Source organism: Streptomyces sp. NBC_01217 (assembly GCF_035994185.1).
In the GTDB taxonomy this organism is placed as follows: Bacteria; Actinomycetota; Actinomycetes; order Streptomycetales; family Streptomycetaceae; genus Streptomyces.
The window spans coordinates 6,738,334-6,754,020 of record NZ_CP108538.1 but is presented as its reverse complement, the minus strand read 5'-3'; the positions used below and the strand labels follow the sequence as shown (position 1 = coordinate 6,754,020).

General features: G+C 69.7%; 14 protein-coding genes. 4 read left to right on the top strand and 10 right to left on the bottom strand.

Features of this window, described 5'->3' with window-relative positions:
• Positions 1-20: 20 nt before the first annotated feature.
• The gene (locus tag OG507_RS30190; RefSeq protein ID WP_327370281.1) at positions 21-1,142 is read right to left on the bottom strand and encodes a CobW family GTP-binding protein; all 1,122 of its coding nucleotides are present in this window, start codon (positions 1,140-1,142) and stop codon (positions 21-23) included.
• Positions 1,143-1,163: 21 nt separating this feature from the next.
• A complete protein-coding gene (locus OG507_RS30185; protein ID WP_442811041.1) occupies positions 1,164-2,324 on the bottom strand; it encodes a citrate synthase/methylcitrate synthase in 1,161 nt (386 codons plus the stop codon).
• Positions 2,325-2,448: 124 nt separating this feature from the next.
• On the opposite strand from OG507_RS30185, the gene OG507_RS30180 reads away from it, so the two are divergent.
• The gene (locus OG507_RS30180; protein ID WP_327370279.1) at positions 2,449-3,765 is read left to right on the top strand and encodes a citrate synthase; all 1,317 of its coding nucleotides are present in this window, start codon (positions 2,449-2,451) and stop codon (positions 3,763-3,765) included.
• 29 nt (positions 3,766-3,794) lie between these two features.
• Here the strand turns inward: OG507_RS30180 and OG507_RS30175 are convergent, their stop codons facing one another.
• The gene (locus OG507_RS30175; RefSeq protein ID WP_327370278.1) at positions 3,795-4,814 is read right to left on the bottom strand and encodes a LacI family DNA-binding transcriptional regulator; all 1,020 of its coding nucleotides are present in this window, start codon (positions 4,812-4,814) and stop codon (positions 3,795-3,797) included.
• Between the two features lie 97 nt (positions 4,815-4,911).
• Between OG507_RS30175 and OG507_RS30170 the strand changes: the two genes are divergently transcribed.
• Both OG507_RS30170 and OG507_RS30165 read left to right on the top strand, forming a co-directional pair.
• On the top strand, positions 4,912-6,588 hold the full coding sequence (locus OG507_RS30170) for a sensor histidine kinase (RefSeq protein ID WP_327370277.1): 1,677 nt from the start codon (positions 4,912-4,914) through the stop codon (positions 6,586-6,588).
• On the top strand, positions 6,585-7,268 hold the full coding sequence (locus OG507_RS30165; RefSeq protein WP_327370276.1) for a DUF7342 family protein: 684 nt from the start codon (positions 6,585-6,587) through the stop codon (positions 7,266-7,268). Before OG507_RS30170 ends, OG507_RS30165 begins: the two co-directional genes overlap by 4 nt.
• A 39-nt stretch (positions 7,269-7,307) precedes the next feature.
• On the opposite strand, the gene OG507_RS30160 is transcribed toward OG507_RS30165, so the two are convergent.
• From OG507_RS30160 to OG507_RS30135, 6 genes are all read right to left on the bottom strand, one after another.
• Positions 7,308-8,900, bottom strand: a complete 1,593-nt coding sequence (locus OG507_RS30160; RefSeq protein ID WP_327370275.1) for a solute symporter family protein — start codon at positions 8,898-8,900, stop codon at positions 7,308-7,310.
• Positions 8,897-9,349, bottom strand: a complete 453-nt coding sequence (locus OG507_RS30155; protein WP_327372153.1) for a DUF485 domain-containing protein — start codon at positions 9,347-9,349, stop codon at positions 8,897-8,899. The genes OG507_RS30160 and OG507_RS30155 overlap by 4 nt, the downstream gene beginning before the upstream one ends.
• A gap of 131 nt (positions 9,350-9,480) precedes the next feature.
• Positions 9,481-10,158, bottom strand: coding sequence for a response regulator transcription factor (locus OG507_RS30150; RefSeq protein WP_327370274.1), 678 nt, complete (start codon positions 10,156-10,158; stop codon positions 9,481-9,483).
• Positions 10,155-11,318: a sensor histidine kinase gene (locus tag OG507_RS30145; protein WP_327370273.1), complete on the bottom strand. Its 1,164-nt coding sequence runs from the start codon at positions 11,316-11,318 to the stop codon at positions 10,155-10,157. The genes OG507_RS30150 and OG507_RS30145 overlap by 4 nt, the downstream gene beginning before the upstream one ends.
• A complete protein-coding gene (locus OG507_RS30140; RefSeq protein WP_327370272.1) occupies positions 11,315-11,833 on the bottom strand; it encodes a DUF1453 domain-containing protein in 519 nt (172 codons plus the stop codon). The genes OG507_RS30145 and OG507_RS30140 overlap by 4 nt, the downstream gene beginning before the upstream one ends.
• A gap of 128 nt (positions 11,834-11,961) precedes the next feature.
• Positions 11,962-14,082 carry a DNA gyrase/topoisomerase IV subunit B gene (locus OG507_RS30135; RefSeq protein ID WP_327370271.1) on the bottom strand — a complete coding sequence of 707 codons (2,121 nt, stop codon included), beginning with the start codon at positions 14,080-14,082 and terminating at the stop codon, positions 11,962-11,964.
• A 434-nt stretch (positions 14,083-14,516) separates the two neighbouring features.
• On the opposite strand from OG507_RS30135, the gene OG507_RS30130 reads away from it, so the two are divergent.
• A complete protein-coding gene (locus OG507_RS30130; protein WP_024489001.1) occupies positions 14,517-14,750 on the top strand; it encodes a DUF7455 domain-containing protein in 234 nt (77 codons plus the stop codon).
• A gap of 103 nt (positions 14,751-14,853) precedes the next feature.
• On the opposite strand, the gene OG507_RS30125 is transcribed toward OG507_RS30130, so the two are convergent.
• Positions 14,854-15,684 carry a S1 family peptidase gene (locus OG507_RS30125; RefSeq protein ID WP_327370270.1) on the bottom strand — a complete coding sequence of 277 codons (831 nt, stop codon included), beginning with the start codon at positions 15,682-15,684 and terminating at the stop codon, positions 14,854-14,856.
• Positions 15,685-15,687 lie beyond the last annotated feature (3 nt).

The window sequence follows — 15,687 nt, the reverse complement described above, 5'->3', positions numbered from 1 at the left end:
CGGCGCCGGGCGGCCTGCCGCTACTCGCCGTCGGGCCGTTGTACGTACCGCAGGACGCCCCACATGCTTCGCTCATGTGCGGCGTCCTGCGTCATGTCCGGCGTCGGCGCGGCGTTCTCGCGGCAGTCGGCCAGCCCCTTGTGCAGGACCTCCTGGTCGATGCCCGCGCCGATCAGCACCAGCTGGGTGAGGCGCGGTTCGCCACGCGCCCAGGGCCGCGGGTCGAACCGCAGGAACCTGCCGACCGCGTGCAGGACGTATTTGTTGCCGCGGTCGCCCACGCCGAAGTCGACGAACCCCTTGATCCGGTAGAGCCCCTGCGGCCTGGAGTCGAGAAACTCCATCAATCGGCGGGGGTTCATGGGCACGTCCGCGGTGAAGGAGACGCTCTCGTACGCGGCGTGCAGATGGTGATCGTGCCCGGCGTCGGCCTCTTCCCCGTGCTCCGCATGAAGCAGGTCCTCGAAGGTGAGCTGGCGCGCCTTCTCCTCACCGTCCGGCCGCAGAGCCGGGTCGAAGAGCAGCTCGGGGGCGATGCGTCCGTACGTGGCGCTGACGATGGCGGCCGCGCTGCCGCCGTCGCCGTCGGCCGGGGCACCCGCCGCGGCGATGATGTCCCGGATACGGGCCTGCTCCTCGCTCCCGACCCGGTCGGTCTTGTTCAGTACGACGAGATCGGCGACGGCGAGATGGCGGTCGATCTCCGGATGGCGTCGGCGGGTCGCGTCGAACTCGGCGGCATCGACGACCTCCACCAGTCCCCCGTACACGATGTGCGGATTGTCGCTGGCCAGGAGCATGCGCACCAGCTCCTGCGGCTCCGCGAGTCCGCTGGCCTCGATGACGATCACGTCGAGGCGGGCGGCGGGCCGGGTCAGCGTCTCCAGGAAGGTGTCGAGCTCGCTCGCGTCGACCGCGCAGCACAGACATCCGTTGCCCAGCGAGACCGTCGAGCCGACCTGCCCGGAGACCGTCATGGCGTCGATCTCGATGGAGCCGAAGTCGTTGACGATCACACCGATGCGGTTTCCGGCACGGTTACGGAGAAGGTGGTTGAGGAGTGTCGTCTTGCCGGATCCCAGGAACCCCGCAAGGACGATGACCGGGATCTGCTGCTTGCGGGGCGGGGACGACGGGTTCAACGGGGACCTTCCTCGGGGACGTCAGGGCGCCGGGACCGGCTGCGGCGGTGGCGTACCGACGTAACGGGCCGCCGGGCGGATGATCTTGGTGTCCTCCGCCTGCTCCAGGATATTGGCGCTCCAGCCGACCACCCGTGCCGCGCAGAACGTCGGCGTGAACATCTCGCGCGGCAGCCCGCACAGCTCCATGACGACCCCGGCGTAGAACTCCACGTTGGTGTGCAGCTCACGGCCCGGCTTGAGCTCGGCGAGGATCGCCTCGACCTGCCGCTCGACCTCGACGGCGAAGTCGACGAGCGGGCCGCCGAAGCCCTGGGCGATGCCCCGCAGCATGCGTGAGCGGGGGTCCTCGGTGCGGTAGACGGGGTGTCCGAAGCCCATGATCCGCTCGCCCGCGAGCACCCGTTCGCGGATCCAGCCGTCGATGCGGTCGGGGGTGCCGATGGCGTCCAGGGTGTCGAGGGCGCGGCTGGGCGCTCCGCCGTGCAGGGGCCCCGAGAGCGCGCCGACGCACGCCACGAGACAGGCCGCGACATCGGCGCCGGTGGAGGCGACGACGCGGCCGGTGAAGGTCGAGGCGTTGAAGCCGTGGTCGATGGTGGAGATCAGATACTGCTCCACGGCCCTGACCCGTGCGGCGTCCGGCAGGGAACCGGTGAGCATGTAGAGGTAGTTGGCCGCGTACGGCAGATCGTCGCGCGGCTCGACCGGTTCGAGGCCCTGACCGAGCCGGTGCAGGGCCGTGAGCACGGTGGGGACGGCGGCGCAGGCGGCCAGGGCGTCGCTGCGGCGCCGTTCGGCGTCGATGTCGTACACCGGCCGGAAGCCGGCCGAGGCGCCGAGGAGCGAAAGGGCGGTGCGCAGACCGGCCAGGGGTCCGGATACGGCTCCCGCCCGGGCTATGGCGGGCAGGGCCTCGCGTACGTCCGCGGGCAGCCGGCGCAGGGGAGCGGTGCGGGCGGTGAATTCGGCACGGGCTGTCGCATCGGGGAGCGTGCCCTCGGACATCAGGTACCAGACGTCCTCGAAGCTGCGGGTCCGTGCGAGTTCGATCGCCGAGTACTGCCGGTAGTGGTAGAAGCCCTCGCGTCCGCGGACATCGCCGAGGGCCGTGTCGGTGACGACGACGCCCGCGAGTCCTCGGGGTACGTCGAGCGGGGTCCTGCTGGTCATGGTCGGCATCTCTTCCCTCTGTGAGCGTCCCGTGTGAGCGTTCCGACGGGTCTCATCAACATTGATGCGACCATCTATGATTGACTTCAATCCTGTCAACGTTGATTGAATCAATATGGATACGGTTGGCGACATGAAGGATCAAGCAGCTCCCGGTGACGGCCCCGGCACGACGGCCCCGCAGCGGCTCAGCACCCGGGAGACGGCCGAGCGGCTCGGCGTGAAGCCCGAGACGGTGTACGCCTACGTCAGCCGGGGCCAGCTGAGCAGCAGGCGCGCCCCCGGCGGACGCGGCAGCACGTTCGACGCCGTGGAGGTCGACGCGCTGGCCCGGCGTACGGGCCGCCGGGAGCCCTCCCCGGCCACCGGCGATCTGGTCTTCCGTACCGGCATCACGCTGATCGAGAGCGACCGCTACTACTTCCGCGGCGTCGAAGCGACCGAACTGGCCATGCGGTACGGCTACGAGGAGGTCGCCGAATGGCTCTGGACCGGCGATCTGAGGCCCGGCATCCGCTTCGCCGCGCCTGTCGAGACACTGGCCGCGGCGCGCCGGGCGGTCGGCGCGCTGCCCGCGCACAGCGGCTCGACGGACCGTCTGCGGGTGGCCGTGATCGCGGCGGCGACCGCCGATCCGCTCCGCTTCGACCTCTCGCGCGAGGCGGTGCTCGCCAGTGCGCGGAGCCTGATTCCGACCCTGGTCGAAGCGCTGCCCCTGGCCCCGGGTACACCGTCGACGCGTAACGAATCCGCACAAATGACGAACGGGAACGGGGCCGGGCTGGCACGGCGGCTATGGCCGAAGCTCAGCGCCCGGGCGGCCGACGAGCCGTCGGTCGCCGCGCTGGACACCGCTCTGGCCCTGCTGATCGACCACGATCTCGCGGCGTCGACACTGGCCGCCCGGGTCGCCGCATCCGCCCGCGCCCATCCGTACGCGGTGGTCTCCGCGGGCCTCGGAGTCCTGGAGGGTCCGCTGCACGGGGCGGCGAGCGGTCTGGCACACCGGATGCTGACCGAGGTGCTGGAGCGGGGCAGCGCGGTCCCGGTGGTCGCGGACCATCTCCGTACCGGACGCCGGGTGCCGGGGCTCGGTCACCGCCTCTACACCGCGCAGGACCCGCGGGCGCGGGCGCTGTTCGCCCTGCTCTCGGACGTCCCGCAGGCGGCTGAGGCGCTCGCCGCGGCTCGCGACGTGGTCACCACGACCGCCCGCCATGCGCCCCTGCACGCCAATGTCGATCTGGCGCTCGCCGTGCTCTCGGTCTCCTCGGGCATGGCCGCCGATGCGGGCGAGACGGTGTTCGCGGTGTCGCGAACGGCGGGCTGGATCGCACATGCACTGGAGGAATACGGGGAACGGCCGCTGCGTATGCGCCCCAGTGGCCTGTACGGAGGCCCCCGCCCCCCTCAGCCGCTGCCCACTGCCACGAGTGAGTCACCGCAATAGACAGTCCGTACAACGCAAAATCGCGACGGTCAGCGGGAGGCGGTGCGCGGCGGCTGGGCTGTGGAGCCCCGCACCACCAGTTCCGGTTCGAAGAGCAGTTCGTCGGACGGTACGGCATGCCCTCCTATCTGCACGGAGAGCAGCTCGACAGCGGCTCGCCCCATGGCTTCGATCGGCTGGCGGACCGTGGTCAGCGGAGGCTCGGTGCAGTTCATGAAGGCCGAATCGTCGTAACCGACGACGGAGACATCGGCGGGGACCGCGAGACCGCGGCGGCGCGCGGCGCGCACGGCTCCGAGGGCGAGCGGGTCGCTGGCGCAGATGATGCCCGTGATGCCCTGGTCGAGCAGCCGCATGGCGGCGGCCTGCCCACCCTCCAGCGAGAACATCGCCCGGGCCACCCACTCGTCCGGCACGGTGGTGCCCGAATCCTTGGCCATCGCGCGGGCGGCGGCCAGCTTGCGCTGCGAGGGGACGTGGTCGGAGGGGCCGAGCACCAGGCCGATGCGCTCGTGGCCGAGCGAGACGAGATGGCGCCAGGCCTGTTCCACGGCGACGGAGTCGTCGCAGGAGACCCCGGGGAAGCCGAGGTGGTCGATGGCCGCATTGATCAGGACGACCGGGATCCTGCGGTCGGCGAGCACCTTGTAGTGATCGTGCGGGGCGTCGGCCTGGTGGTAGAGCCCGCCGGCGAAGACCACGCCCGACACCTGCTGCTGAAGGAGCAGCTCGACATAGTCGGACTCGGAGACGCCGCCCTTGGTCTGGGTGCACAGCACCGGGGTGAGGCCCTGCTGGGCGAGCGCGCCGCCGACGACCTCGGCGAAGGCGGGGAAGATCGGGTTCTGCAGCTCGGGCAGGACCAGCCCGACCAGCCGGGCCCGCTCGCCGCGCAGCTGGGTCGGGCGCTCGTATCCGAGGACGTCGAGCGCGGAGAGAACGGCCTTCCGGGTGATGTCGGAGACGCCCGGCTTGCCGTTGAGCACCCGGCTGACCGTGGCCTCGCTGACTCCCACCTTCTGCGCCACCTGAGCAAGTCGTCGAGTCATGCACGCAAGATTAGCGCAAGAAGTGCAAGTGGATTGCGTGGATGTGGAAACGAGGAGAATTTCGGAAAGCACCGGAATGCCCTCTACCGTTCATACGATGAGCGCCCCACCGCCCACCGCCAGAAGAGCACGCCGGCTCGGATGGCCGCAGCGGGTCTTCTCTCAGGTCCTGCTGATGCAGTTGGCCATCGCCGCCGGCGTCACGGTACTCGCCACCGGCCTGTTCCTGGCACCCCTCAGCGCCCAACTCGACGATCAGGCGATGCGCCGTGCGCTCGCCATCGCCCAGAGCACGGCGGCCCAGCCGCAGATCACCGAGTCGTTGCTCGCCACGCCACCGGCGCCCACCGGGCCCGTACAGACCGCGGCCGAGCGGATCAGACGCGCCACCGGCGCCGAGTACGTCGTCGTCATGGACCGGCGCGGGGTGCGCTGGTCGCACACCGACAGCGACCAGATCGGCAAGGTCGTCTCCACCGACCCGAGCGACGCGCTGTCCGGCCGGGACGTCATGGAGATCGACAGCGGCACGCTCGGCCGCTCGGCCCGCGGGAAGGTACCGCTGCGCGACGAGACGGACCACATCGTGGGCGCGGTCTCCGTCGGAATCGCGTACGACAGTGTCCGCGCCCGGCTCCTCGCGACGATTCCCGGACTGTTCGCCTACGCGGGCGGCGCGCTCGCCGTCGGGGCGCTGGCCGCCTATCTGATCTCCCGACGCCTCCAGCGGCGGACCCATGACCTCGCCTTCTCCGATATCTCCGCGCTGCTGACGGAGCGCGAGGCGATGCTGCACGGCATCCGGGAAGGGGTCGTGGCACTGGACCGGAGCGGCCGTATCCGGCTCCTGAACGACGAGGCACAACGGCTGCTCGGGCTCGGCCCCGATGCCGCGGGCCGCCCGCTGGAGGCCGTGCTCGGCAAGGGGCGGACGGCCGATGTGCTGGCCGGGCGTGTGGTCGGTGACGATCTGCTGACGGTGCGGGGCTCCCGGGTCCTGCTCGCCAACCGGATGCCGACCGACGACGGCGGCGCCGTCGCCACTCTCCGCGACCGCACCGAACTGGAACACCTCGGCCGCGAGCTCGACTCCACCCGCGGCCTGATCGACGCACTGCGGGCCCAGGACCACGAGCACGCCAACCGTTTGCACACCCTCCTGGGGCTGCTGGAGCTGGACATGCACGAGGACGCGATGGAGTACGTCACCGAGGTGGTCGGCGTCCACCGGGCGACGGCCGAGCAGGTCACCGAGAAGGTGCACGACCCGCTGCTGGCCGCGCTCCTGGTCGGCAAGGCCACGGTCGCGGCGGAGCGCGGTGTCGCACTGCGCATGGCCCCCGGATCCCTGCTCCCGGACCGGCTGGTGGATCCTCGCGGGCTGGTCACCGTCGTCGGCAATCTCGTGGACAACGCGCTGGACGCGGCGGCCGGGGCGGAGGGCGCCCTGACCGAGGTGGGCCTGCGCGCCGAAGGCCGTACGGTGGTGCTGCGGGTCCGAGACAGCGGCCCCGGAGTTCCACCGGGGCAACGTGAATCGATCTTCACGGAGGGCTGGTCGACGAAGGAGCTCCCGGCGCACGGCAAGCGCGGCCTGGGCCTCGCACTGGTGCGGCGGCTGGCGGAACGGCAGGGTGGCAGCGTCACTGTCGGGAATGCGGTGGGCGGTGGCGCCGAGTTCACCGTCGTACTGCCGGAGGCCCTTGCCGACGCGGACGTGACGGACGCGGACATGACTGAACCGAAGACCGGCACAGTGGGAGAAGCTCAGTGATCGAGGTCCTGGTCGTGGACGACGACATCCGCGTCGCGAAGGTCAATGCGGCCTACGTCTCACGGGTGCCGGGATTCCGCGTGGCCGCCCAGGCGCACTCCGCTGCCGAAGCCCTCGCCACGATCGAGGAACAGCGCGTGGATCTGGTCCTGCTGGACCACTACATGCCCGACCGCAACGGTCTGACGATGGTGCGTGAACTGCGCAGGCTCGGTCACCACACCGACGTGATCATGGTGACGGCGGCGCGCGACGTCGCCACCGTCCAGGAGGCCATGCGTCACGGCGCGCTGCAGTACCTGGTGAAGCCGTTCACCTACGCGGGGCTGCGGACCAAGCTGGAGGCGTACGCCACGCTGCGCCACACCCTTGAACGCGGCGGCGAGGCCGAACAGGGCGAGGTGGACCGGCTCTTCGGCGCGCTGTGGGCAGCGGGCGAATCCGACCTGCCCAAGGGCCACTCACCGACGACGGCGGAGCTGGTCAGGCAGGCGCTTCGAGGCGCCGAAGGGCCGCTCTCCGCGCAGGAGATCGCGGAGAGCGCCGGGATGAGCCGGCAGACCGCCCAGCGCTATCTGAAGCTGCTGGAGAGGACCGGCAGGGTGCGGCTGACGCTGCGGTACGGCGAGACGGGCCGCCCGGAACACCGCTACACCTGGTCCACCGGCGGGCAGGCCTGAGCGGTCCGGCGCGTAGGTCCGTACGGTGCCGACGCGCCGCTACACGGCCCCGGCCCCGGTCAGCGCACGAACCTCGGTCTCCGCGTGCTTGGCGGCGTCGGGCGGCTCGGTGGAGGTGACCGTTCCGACCCAGCCGGCCAGGAAGCCCAGCGGGATGGAGACCAGGCCGGGATTCTCCAGGGGGAAGAGCTGGAAGTCGGCGCCGGGGAAGAGCGAGGTGGGGCTGCCGGAGACGACCGGGGAGAGCAGCACGAGCAGCACGGCGGGGATCAGCCCGCCGTAGACGGACCAGACCGCTCCGCGGGTGGTGAAGTTCTTCCAGAACAGGGAGTACAGCAGCACCGGGAGGTTGGCCGATGCGGCGACGGCGAAGGCGAGCCCCACCAGGAACGCCACATTCAGATCCTGGGCGACCAGGCCGAGCCCGATGGCGGCCACCCCGATCCCGGCCGCGGCGACCCGGGCCACGGTGACCTCGCTGTACTGCTTGGAGCCCGGGCGCCTGAGCGAGGCGTAGAGGTCATGGGCCACGGAGGCGGAAGAGGCGAGGGTGATCCCGGCGACGACGGCGAGGATGGTCGCGAAGGCGACGGCGGCGACCACGGCGAACAGGATCGTCCCCCCGGTGGATCCTTCACCGCCGCCCAGCTCCAGGGCCAGCAGCGGAACCGCTGTGTTCCCCGCGGGATTCGACGCCCTCACTTCGGCCGAGCCGACCAGTGCCGCCGCTCCGAATCCGAGCGCGATCGTCATCAGGTAGAAGCTGCCGATGAGCCCGATGGACCAGACGACCGAACGGCGGGCGGCGCGGGCGGTGGGCACGGTGTAGAACCGCGACAGGATGTGCGGCAGACCCGCCGTACCGAGTACCAGGGCCAGGCCCAGACTGATGAAGTCGACGCGCGACGTCCAGGTTCCGCCGTACCGGAGACCGGGCGCGAGGAACCGGCTTCCGTGCCCGCTCCGTTCGGCGGCGGAGTTGAGCAGGGCATTGAAGTTGCCGTGGAAGTGGACCAGGACGAGCACTGTGAGCACGACCGCTCCCGCCATCAGCAGGACGGCCTTGACGATCTGGATCCACGTGGTGGCGCGCATTCCGCCGAGCGATACGTAGATCACCATGAGCGCCCCGACACCGATGACGGTCCAGGAGCGGGCGGCGCCGCTCGTACCGCCGAGAAGGAGCGCGACCAGGCTGCCCGCGCCCACCATCTGTGCGACCAGATAGAGCACGGAGACGGTGACGGACGAGGTGCCGGCCGCGATCCGGACCGGGCGCTGTGCCATCCGCGCCGCCACCACGTCCGCGAGTGTGAACCGGCCGCAGTTGCGGACCAGTTCGGCGACCAGCAGCAGGACGACGAGCCAGGCGACGAGGAACCCGACCGAGTAGAGCATGCCGTCGTAGCCGAAGAGGGCGATCAGGCCGGAGATGCCGAGGAACGACGCGGCCGACATGTAGTCGCCGGCGATGGCGAAACCGTTTTCCATGGGGGAGAACAGCCGGCCGCCCGCATAGAACTCCTCGGCGGAGCCGTGTCTGTTACGGCTCACCCAGGTGGTGATGGCGAGCGTCACTGCGATGAAGGCGCTGAACAGCACGAGCGCCAGGGTCTGGTGGTTCCCGTTCACTGCCCGATCCCCCGCGTCATCTCCTGTGTCTCCCAGCGCAGATCGAGCGCGGCGCGGTCCCTGCGCAGCCGTGCGTGGCGTGCGTACGCCCCGGTCAGAAGGAATGTCGTGAGGAACTGGCCGAGCCCCGCAACCATCGCGACATTGACCGCTCCGGCCACCGGACGGGCCATCAGCCCGGGTGCGGTGATCGCAGTGACGACATAGGCGAGGTACCAGACGAGGAAGGCGAGAGTGGCGGGGATGACGAACCGCCGGTACCGGCGGCGCACCTCCTGGAAGGCCTCGCTGCGCTGCACCTCCAGATAGATGTCGGCCGCGCTGTGGCCGCGCTGCGGGTCCGCGGGCCCGGGGGGTCCAGGGGGTCCGGCGGGAGCGAAGCTCCCCGTGCCGTCCAGCTCGCCCCATCCGGAGGCCAGCGCGTCGTACCACGGGTCGTCGAGCCGCATCGCTGCGGCCTCACGCCCTGCTTCCTTCTCCACCGAACAACTCCCCTTGTCCACGGACCACTTCGGCCGCGTACCCAAGAATGGGCAGATCGGGAAGATCCAGGGCACTTCATTCGCCGGTCTTCACCTCTTCAGGTGAAGGTTGATCCGGGCGGCTGTGCGAGGCCCCGAACGTACGCATAGCGAACGGCTTGTGCCCGGTCGCGCACTCCAGCCTTCGCGAAGAGGTTGTTGATGTGGCTCTTCACGGTGGCCTGCGAAATATGCAGCTTGCGGGCGATCTCCAGGTTCGACAGCCCCTCCGCGATCAGGACCAGCACTTCCAGCTCACGTGGCGTCAGGCCGTCGGGAAGCTGTGGCTCGGCCGCCGGGCCCGACGGCAGGGGCTGTGCGGTGACGCGCTCCAGCAGACGGCGCTGCACGGAAGGCGAGAGTCCGGCCTCGCCCGACAGCACGGCCTGGATGGCCCGCACGATCTCGTCGCCCCCGGCGTCCTTGGTGAGATAGCCCCGGGCCCCCGCCTGCAGGGCGGGGAAGAGTGAGTCGTCATCCGCGAAGGTCGTGAGCACCACCACCTGCGTTCCCGGATACTCCTTGCGGATCCGCCGTGTCGCCTCCGCCCCGTCGCAGCGGGGCATCCGCAGATCCATCAGAACCACGTCGGGAGCCAGCTCCGCCACCAGCGCGACGGCCTCTTCACCGTCCTTCGCCGATCCGACCACCTCGATTCCGGGCAGCAGCCCCAACAGCATCACGATTCCTTCGCGCACCACCGACTGGTCATCGGCGACCACGACCCGCGCGTTCACGCGGGCACCCGCAGACTCACCACGAAACCCTCCTCTCCGGGACCGGCCTCCAGCGTCCCGCCCATCAGCTCGGCCCGCTCCCTCATCCCCAGCAGACCGTATCCGGAGCCGCTGGTGGCGAGTTCGCCCTCAAGGCTGTGTCCACCCGAGTCCCTGACCTCCAGGGCGATTTCGTCCGGCAGATACTCCAGCCGTACGAGGACCCTGGCCCCCGGCGCGTGCTTGCGCACATTCGTCAGGGCCTCCTGCGCCACCCGCCGGACGGTCTGCGAGGCCTCCGCGGTGAGCCTCCGCTGCTCACCCGTCACACTGACCTCGGCAGGCTCCGCGGCCACCAGTTGCCGCAGGAAGTCCTCCACCGGGGACACCTCCCCCCGGAGCGCCGATAGAGCCTGGCGAGTCTCCGCAAGCCCCTCACGCGCCATGGAGCGCGCCGCCACCACCCGCTCCAGCACCCGGTCCCGGAACTCCCCCGCGGGCTCCCGCTCGATCAGCAGCCGCGCCGCCTCCAGATGCACCAGCTGCGCCGAGAGGCTGTGGGCAAGCACATCGTGGATCTCCCTGGCGATCCTTGCCCGCTCGTCCAGCACGGCCGTCCTCGCCTCCGCCACGCGGGCCGCCCGCTCCTGCGCGAGCAGTCTCTGGGCACTGCCACGGGCCTCCGCATCCAGCCTGATCACGTAACCCGCCAGGGAGAGGCCCGCTGTGGTCATGGCCGTGCTCAGCCAGTTGTCGGTGTTGACGGCGACGTACGCACCGAGCGCGACAGCCGTGGCCGGGAGGCCCGCCACGAGCGGCAGCCTTTCCAGCGCGACGACCGCGCAGCCGCACCAGAGGACCACGGCGGGCACACTCGCACCGGCCTGCTGCGCCCCGAGCGCCGCCACCATCAGCAGCGCGAGAAGTCCCAGTGACGGCCACAGCCGGTGGTCAAGGCTGGTCCGGAAGAACGCCCAGGCGGCGACCGCACAGCCCAGCACGCCCACCAGTCCGAGCGCGATCTCCCAGGGCCCGAACCGTCCGCCGGTGAATGTGCCCCAGAGCATGGCGGTGAGCAGACCCAGCCGGACGGACCAGGTGATCACCGCCCGCGGGCGGGTGCGGCTGGCTGCCAAGAGTGCTTCCCTGGACGGCCAGCTCGTCCAGATCGTGCGGGTCACACGCGGTCCTTCCACGCCGACTGCGACGGCATCCCGTCGCCACAGCCACCGTACGCCGGACGCATCTGCCTGGCCCGCCACATCAGCACACCGCTGCGCACCGCCAGCGTCACCGCGAGAGCCGACAGCAGCGCGGCACTGCCCTGGTGTATGCCCGTCAACGCGGCAGCCCCGTAGAGGGCGGTCCGCAACGCCAGTCCCCCTGTCCAGACGAGGACGGTGGCCTTGGTGCCCTTGCTCCACAGCGAGCCGTCCGCCTCGCGCCACAGCCGGGAGGTCCAGCCCCAGCCCGCGCCGGTCACCAGCGCCACCGCCAGCTCCGCGCCCAGGACCACCACGGACAGCACTTCGTGACGCGGATCCACCAACCCGGGCTCGCGCAGCGATATGACCAGGAGGATGCCCGGCAGGATCCACCAGCGCTTGTCGTCGGAGATCCGCCGTGCAGAGCACTGGCGGACCACGACGACAGTGATGACGGCGACGATCACCAGGGCGTTGACGAGCCCGGACATGGCTGCCTCCGAGATGCGGGAAGACTGAACGCCTTCGACGCTACGGAAACGGCCGGGCCGTGAGATCGGCTCAGGGGTTGATCATGGGTGGAGTCGCCGTCTCCACCCGCGGGTGGAGACGGCGTCGCTCAGACGTCGATGCGCGAGCGGTCCAGGGTGGCGGCCGAGCTGGTGATGAACTCCTTGCGCGGCGCCACCTCGTTGCCCATCAGCAGATCGAAGACCTGCTCGGACGATTCCAGGTCGCCGATGTTGATCCGCCGCAGCGTGCGGTGCCGGGGGGCCATCGTGGTCTCCGCCAGCTGGTCGGCGTCCATCTCGCCCAGACCCTTGTAGCGCTGGATCGAGTCCTTGTACCGGACGTTCTTCTGCTGGAGCTCCAGCAGCCGCTGACGCAGCTCGCCGTCGGAGTAGGTGTAGATGTACTTGTCCTGGCCCTTCTTGGGCTGGACGAGCTCGATCCGGTGCAGCGGGGGTACGGCGGCGAAGACCCGGCCTGCCTCGACCATGGGCCGCATGTAGCGCTGGAACAGCGTCAGCAGCAGGATGCGGATGTGCGCGCCGTCGACATCGGCGTCCACCAGCAGGACGATCTTCCCGTAGCGAGCGGCGTCGATGTCGAAGGTCCGCCCCGATCCGGCTCCTATGACCTGGATGATCGCACCGCACTCGGCGTTCTTCAGCATGTCCGAGACGGACGCCTTCTGAACATTGAGGATCTTGCCCCGGATCGGCAGCAGCGCCTGGAACTCGCTGTTCCGCGCGAGCTTGGCCGTACCGAGCGCGGAGTCGCCCTCGACGATGAAGAGCTCGCTGCGGTCCACGTCGTCACTGCGGCAGTCGGCGAGCTTCGCCGGCAGCGAGGACGACTCCAGCGCTGTCTTGCGGCGCTGTGCGTCCTTGTGCTGGCGGGCCGCGATGCGGGTGCGCGCGGCTGCCACCGCCTTGTCCAGGACCGCCCTGGCCTGGGCCTTGGCATCGCGCTTCGTCGAGGTGAGGAACGCCTTGAGTTCCTTGGCCACGACGTTGGCGACGATCCGGTTGGCGGCGGAGGTGCCGAGCACCTCCTTGGTCTGGCCCTCGAACTGCGGCTCCGCCAGCCGTACGGTGACGACCGCGGTGAGGCCTTCCAGCGCGTCGTCCTTGACGATGTCGTCCTCGGCGACGCGGAGCAGCTTGGCGGAGCGCAGCGCCTCGTTGACCGTCTTGGTCACGGAACGTTCGAATCCGGTCACATGCGTGCCGCCCTTGGGGGTGGCGATGATGTTGACGAAGGACTTGAGGTTGGTGTCGTATCCGGTGCCCCAGCGCAGGGCGATGTCGACGACGAGTTCACGGGTGACCTCGGTCGCCGTCATGTGTCCGCGCTCGTCCAGGACCGGCACGGTCTCCTTGAACGTCCCCTGCCCGGTCAGGCGCAGGACGTCGCAGACCGCCTTGTCCTGCGCGAGGTACTCGCAGAATTCGCTGATCCCGCCGTCGAAGCGGAAGGTCTCCTCGGTCTTGCCCTCGCCGTCGAGACCGCGTTCGTCGCGGACGACGATCGTCAGGCCGGGGACGAGGAAGGCCGTCTGCCGCGCGCGCTGGTGGAGCGTCTCCAGGTTGAGCTTGGCGTCCTTGAGGAAGATCTGCCGGTCCGCCCAGTACCGCACCCTGGTGCCGGTGCGCGCCTTCGGCACCCGCTTGCCCTTGAGCAGGCCGTTGGCCGGGTCGAACGGGCTGTCCGGCCCCTGCTCGGTGAACATCCCGGGGACTCCGCGCCGGAAGCTGATCGAGTGGGTCGCGCTGTTGCGGTCGACCTCGACGTCGAGCCGGGCGGAGAGCGCGTTGACCACGGAGGCGCCCACGCCGTGCAGGCCGCCCGACGCGGCGTACGAGCCGCCGCCGAACTTTCCGCCGGCGTGCAGCTTGGTCATCACGACTTCGATACCGGACAGGCCCGTCTTGGGCTCGACATCGACGGGGATGCCGCGCCCGTTGTCCCGGACCTCCACGGAGTTGTCGTCGTGGAGGATGACCTCGATGTGATCGCAGTAACCACCCAGGGCCTCGTCGACGGAGTTGTCGATGATCTCCCAGAGGCAGTGCATGAGGCCGCGGCTGTCGGTGGACCCGATGTACATCCCGGGGCGCTTGCGAACCGCTTCGAGCCCCTCAAGTACGAGCAGGTGCCGCGCGGTGTAGTTGGAACCGTCTCGGTCTGCTCCGGTCAGCAGCGCAGTGGACGGCACGGACGTATCGGCGGTCACGCGGTTCGCTCCTCGCTGAATTTCATTTGGGGCCCAGTGGGTAACGGGCTCGGCTTCGGTCGCCGCTGAGAGGGTACCGAGGCCTGGTAGAGCGGTTGTAACGCCACCCACCGAGAACCCTCACACTAGTCCAGCCTCGTATACACGTTCGATCCCTCGTACGAGTGAAGCGCACATCACGTTCCCTTCCAGGCATGAACCATTTAGGCTCCGGGCACGTCCTCATGAACAAACCGGCAAGCCGGCCGGGAGGATCCACCAAGACAAGCAACGCGAAACCGTAGCGCTACGCAATACGGCACATTCGCCGCCAATCGGCAACAGACAGCCATCTTGAGAAGAAGTTTCGAAGAAAAGCCACGAGCGGGAACGTTTTCGGCCTGGTTGGATGTTGACCCTGGTACGACAGCTCGTCGAGCTAGAGAAGAGGCGACGTGACTACTGTTCTGACCCCCGCGAGCCCGCTGACCGCAGCAGACCGCTGTGACCGTTGCGGCGCCCAGGCATATCTGCGCGTCGTCCTCATCAGCGGCGGTGAACTGCTCTTCTGCGCCCACCACGGGCGCAAGTTCGAGCCGGAACTCAAGAAGATCGCCGCGGAAATACAGGATGAGACGGACCGACTGACGGCCGTACAGGCCCAAGCCGCCGAAGAGGAACAACACTGACACCTCGCATCCACGACGAGCCAGGGTCAGGTCCCGGACCTGACGGCGGGCGGCTTCCCGGAGGGGGAGCCGCCCGTTCTCGTACAACTGCGTGGTGAAAGCGTCAGCCGCTGCCCGGCATCCAGCCGATCGCAGCGGAGATCCGCGTGTACACGCCGGGGCTTCCGACCCGGCCGCAACCGTTCCCCCAGGACACCAGGCCGATGAGCCGCCCACGGGCCACCAGCGGTCCCCCGCTGTCCCCCTGGCATGCGTCGTGCCCGCCCAGCAGTTCGCCCGCGCAGAGCATCGCTGAGGCGTCGTACGTACCGTCTGTGCCGCCCGGGTAGGCCTGTCGGCACAGGCTGTCCGGCAGAACGCTCACTTCTGCGGAGCGGAGTGACGACGCGTAGTCGCCGCCGCCGCTCGTGTCACCCCACCCGTATACGACGGCGCCGGTACCCGGCTGATATGCCGCGTCACCGGATTCGGCCATCGGGATCACGCTCTGCGCGGGCAACGCCTCGGCCAGAGTCAGTACCGCCAGATCCCCCGTGTTCGTTGTGGGATCAAAACCGGGGTTGCTCCATGCCTCCTGTACCGGTGTCTCCTGCCCGTCGGTCCCGCGCAGAGCGTCCCGGCCGGAGATGACCCGCAGATCGCGCAACTTGCCCACATCGACACCGAGAGCCTCCCGGCTCAGGCAGTGTGCGGCGGTCAGAACCTTCTTCGGGGCGACCGCGACCCCGCCGCAGAACTGTCCGGCGCGGGTGTCTCCGAACCGGTCACGGCTGGACAGTGCCACCACCCAGGGGCTGTCCTTGACGTGTGCGGGCTGACCGCCGATGACGATGCTGTCCGCAACAGCCGGGGCGGGGACTCCGAGCGGTATCGCAACCGTGGCGGCAACCAGAGCGAGCACCCCGGTCATGGCACGGAAGACGGTACGGGACATGCG

Coding starts and splice junctions, on each gene's coding strand:
- OG507_RS30185 (WP_442811041.1), bottom strand. CDS start 2,324: ATGCCGACCATGACCAGCAGGACCCCGCTCGACGTACCCCGAGGACTC.
- OG507_RS30180 (WP_327370279.1), top strand. CDS start 2,449: ATGAAGGATCAAGCAGCTCCCGGTGACGGCCCCGGCACGACGGCCCCG.
- OG507_RS30175 (WP_327370278.1), bottom strand. CDS start 4,814: ATGACTCGACGACTTGCTCAGGTGGCGCAGAAGGTGGGAGTCAGCGAG.
- OG507_RS30170 (WP_327370277.1), top strand. CDS start 4,912: ATGAGCGCCCCACCGCCCACCGCCAGAAGAGCACGCCGGCTCGGATGG.
- OG507_RS30155 (WP_327372153.1), bottom strand. CDS start 9,349: ATGCGGCTCGACGACCCGTGGTACGACGCGCTGGCCTCCGGATGGGGC.
- OG507_RS30140 (WP_327370272.1), bottom strand. CDS start 11,833: ATGTCCGGGCTCGTCAACGCCCTGGTGATCGTCGCCGTCATCACTGTC.
- OG507_RS30125 (WP_327370270.1), bottom strand. CDS start 15,684: ATGTCCCGTACCGTCTTCCGTGCCATGACCGGGGTGCTCGCTCTGGTT.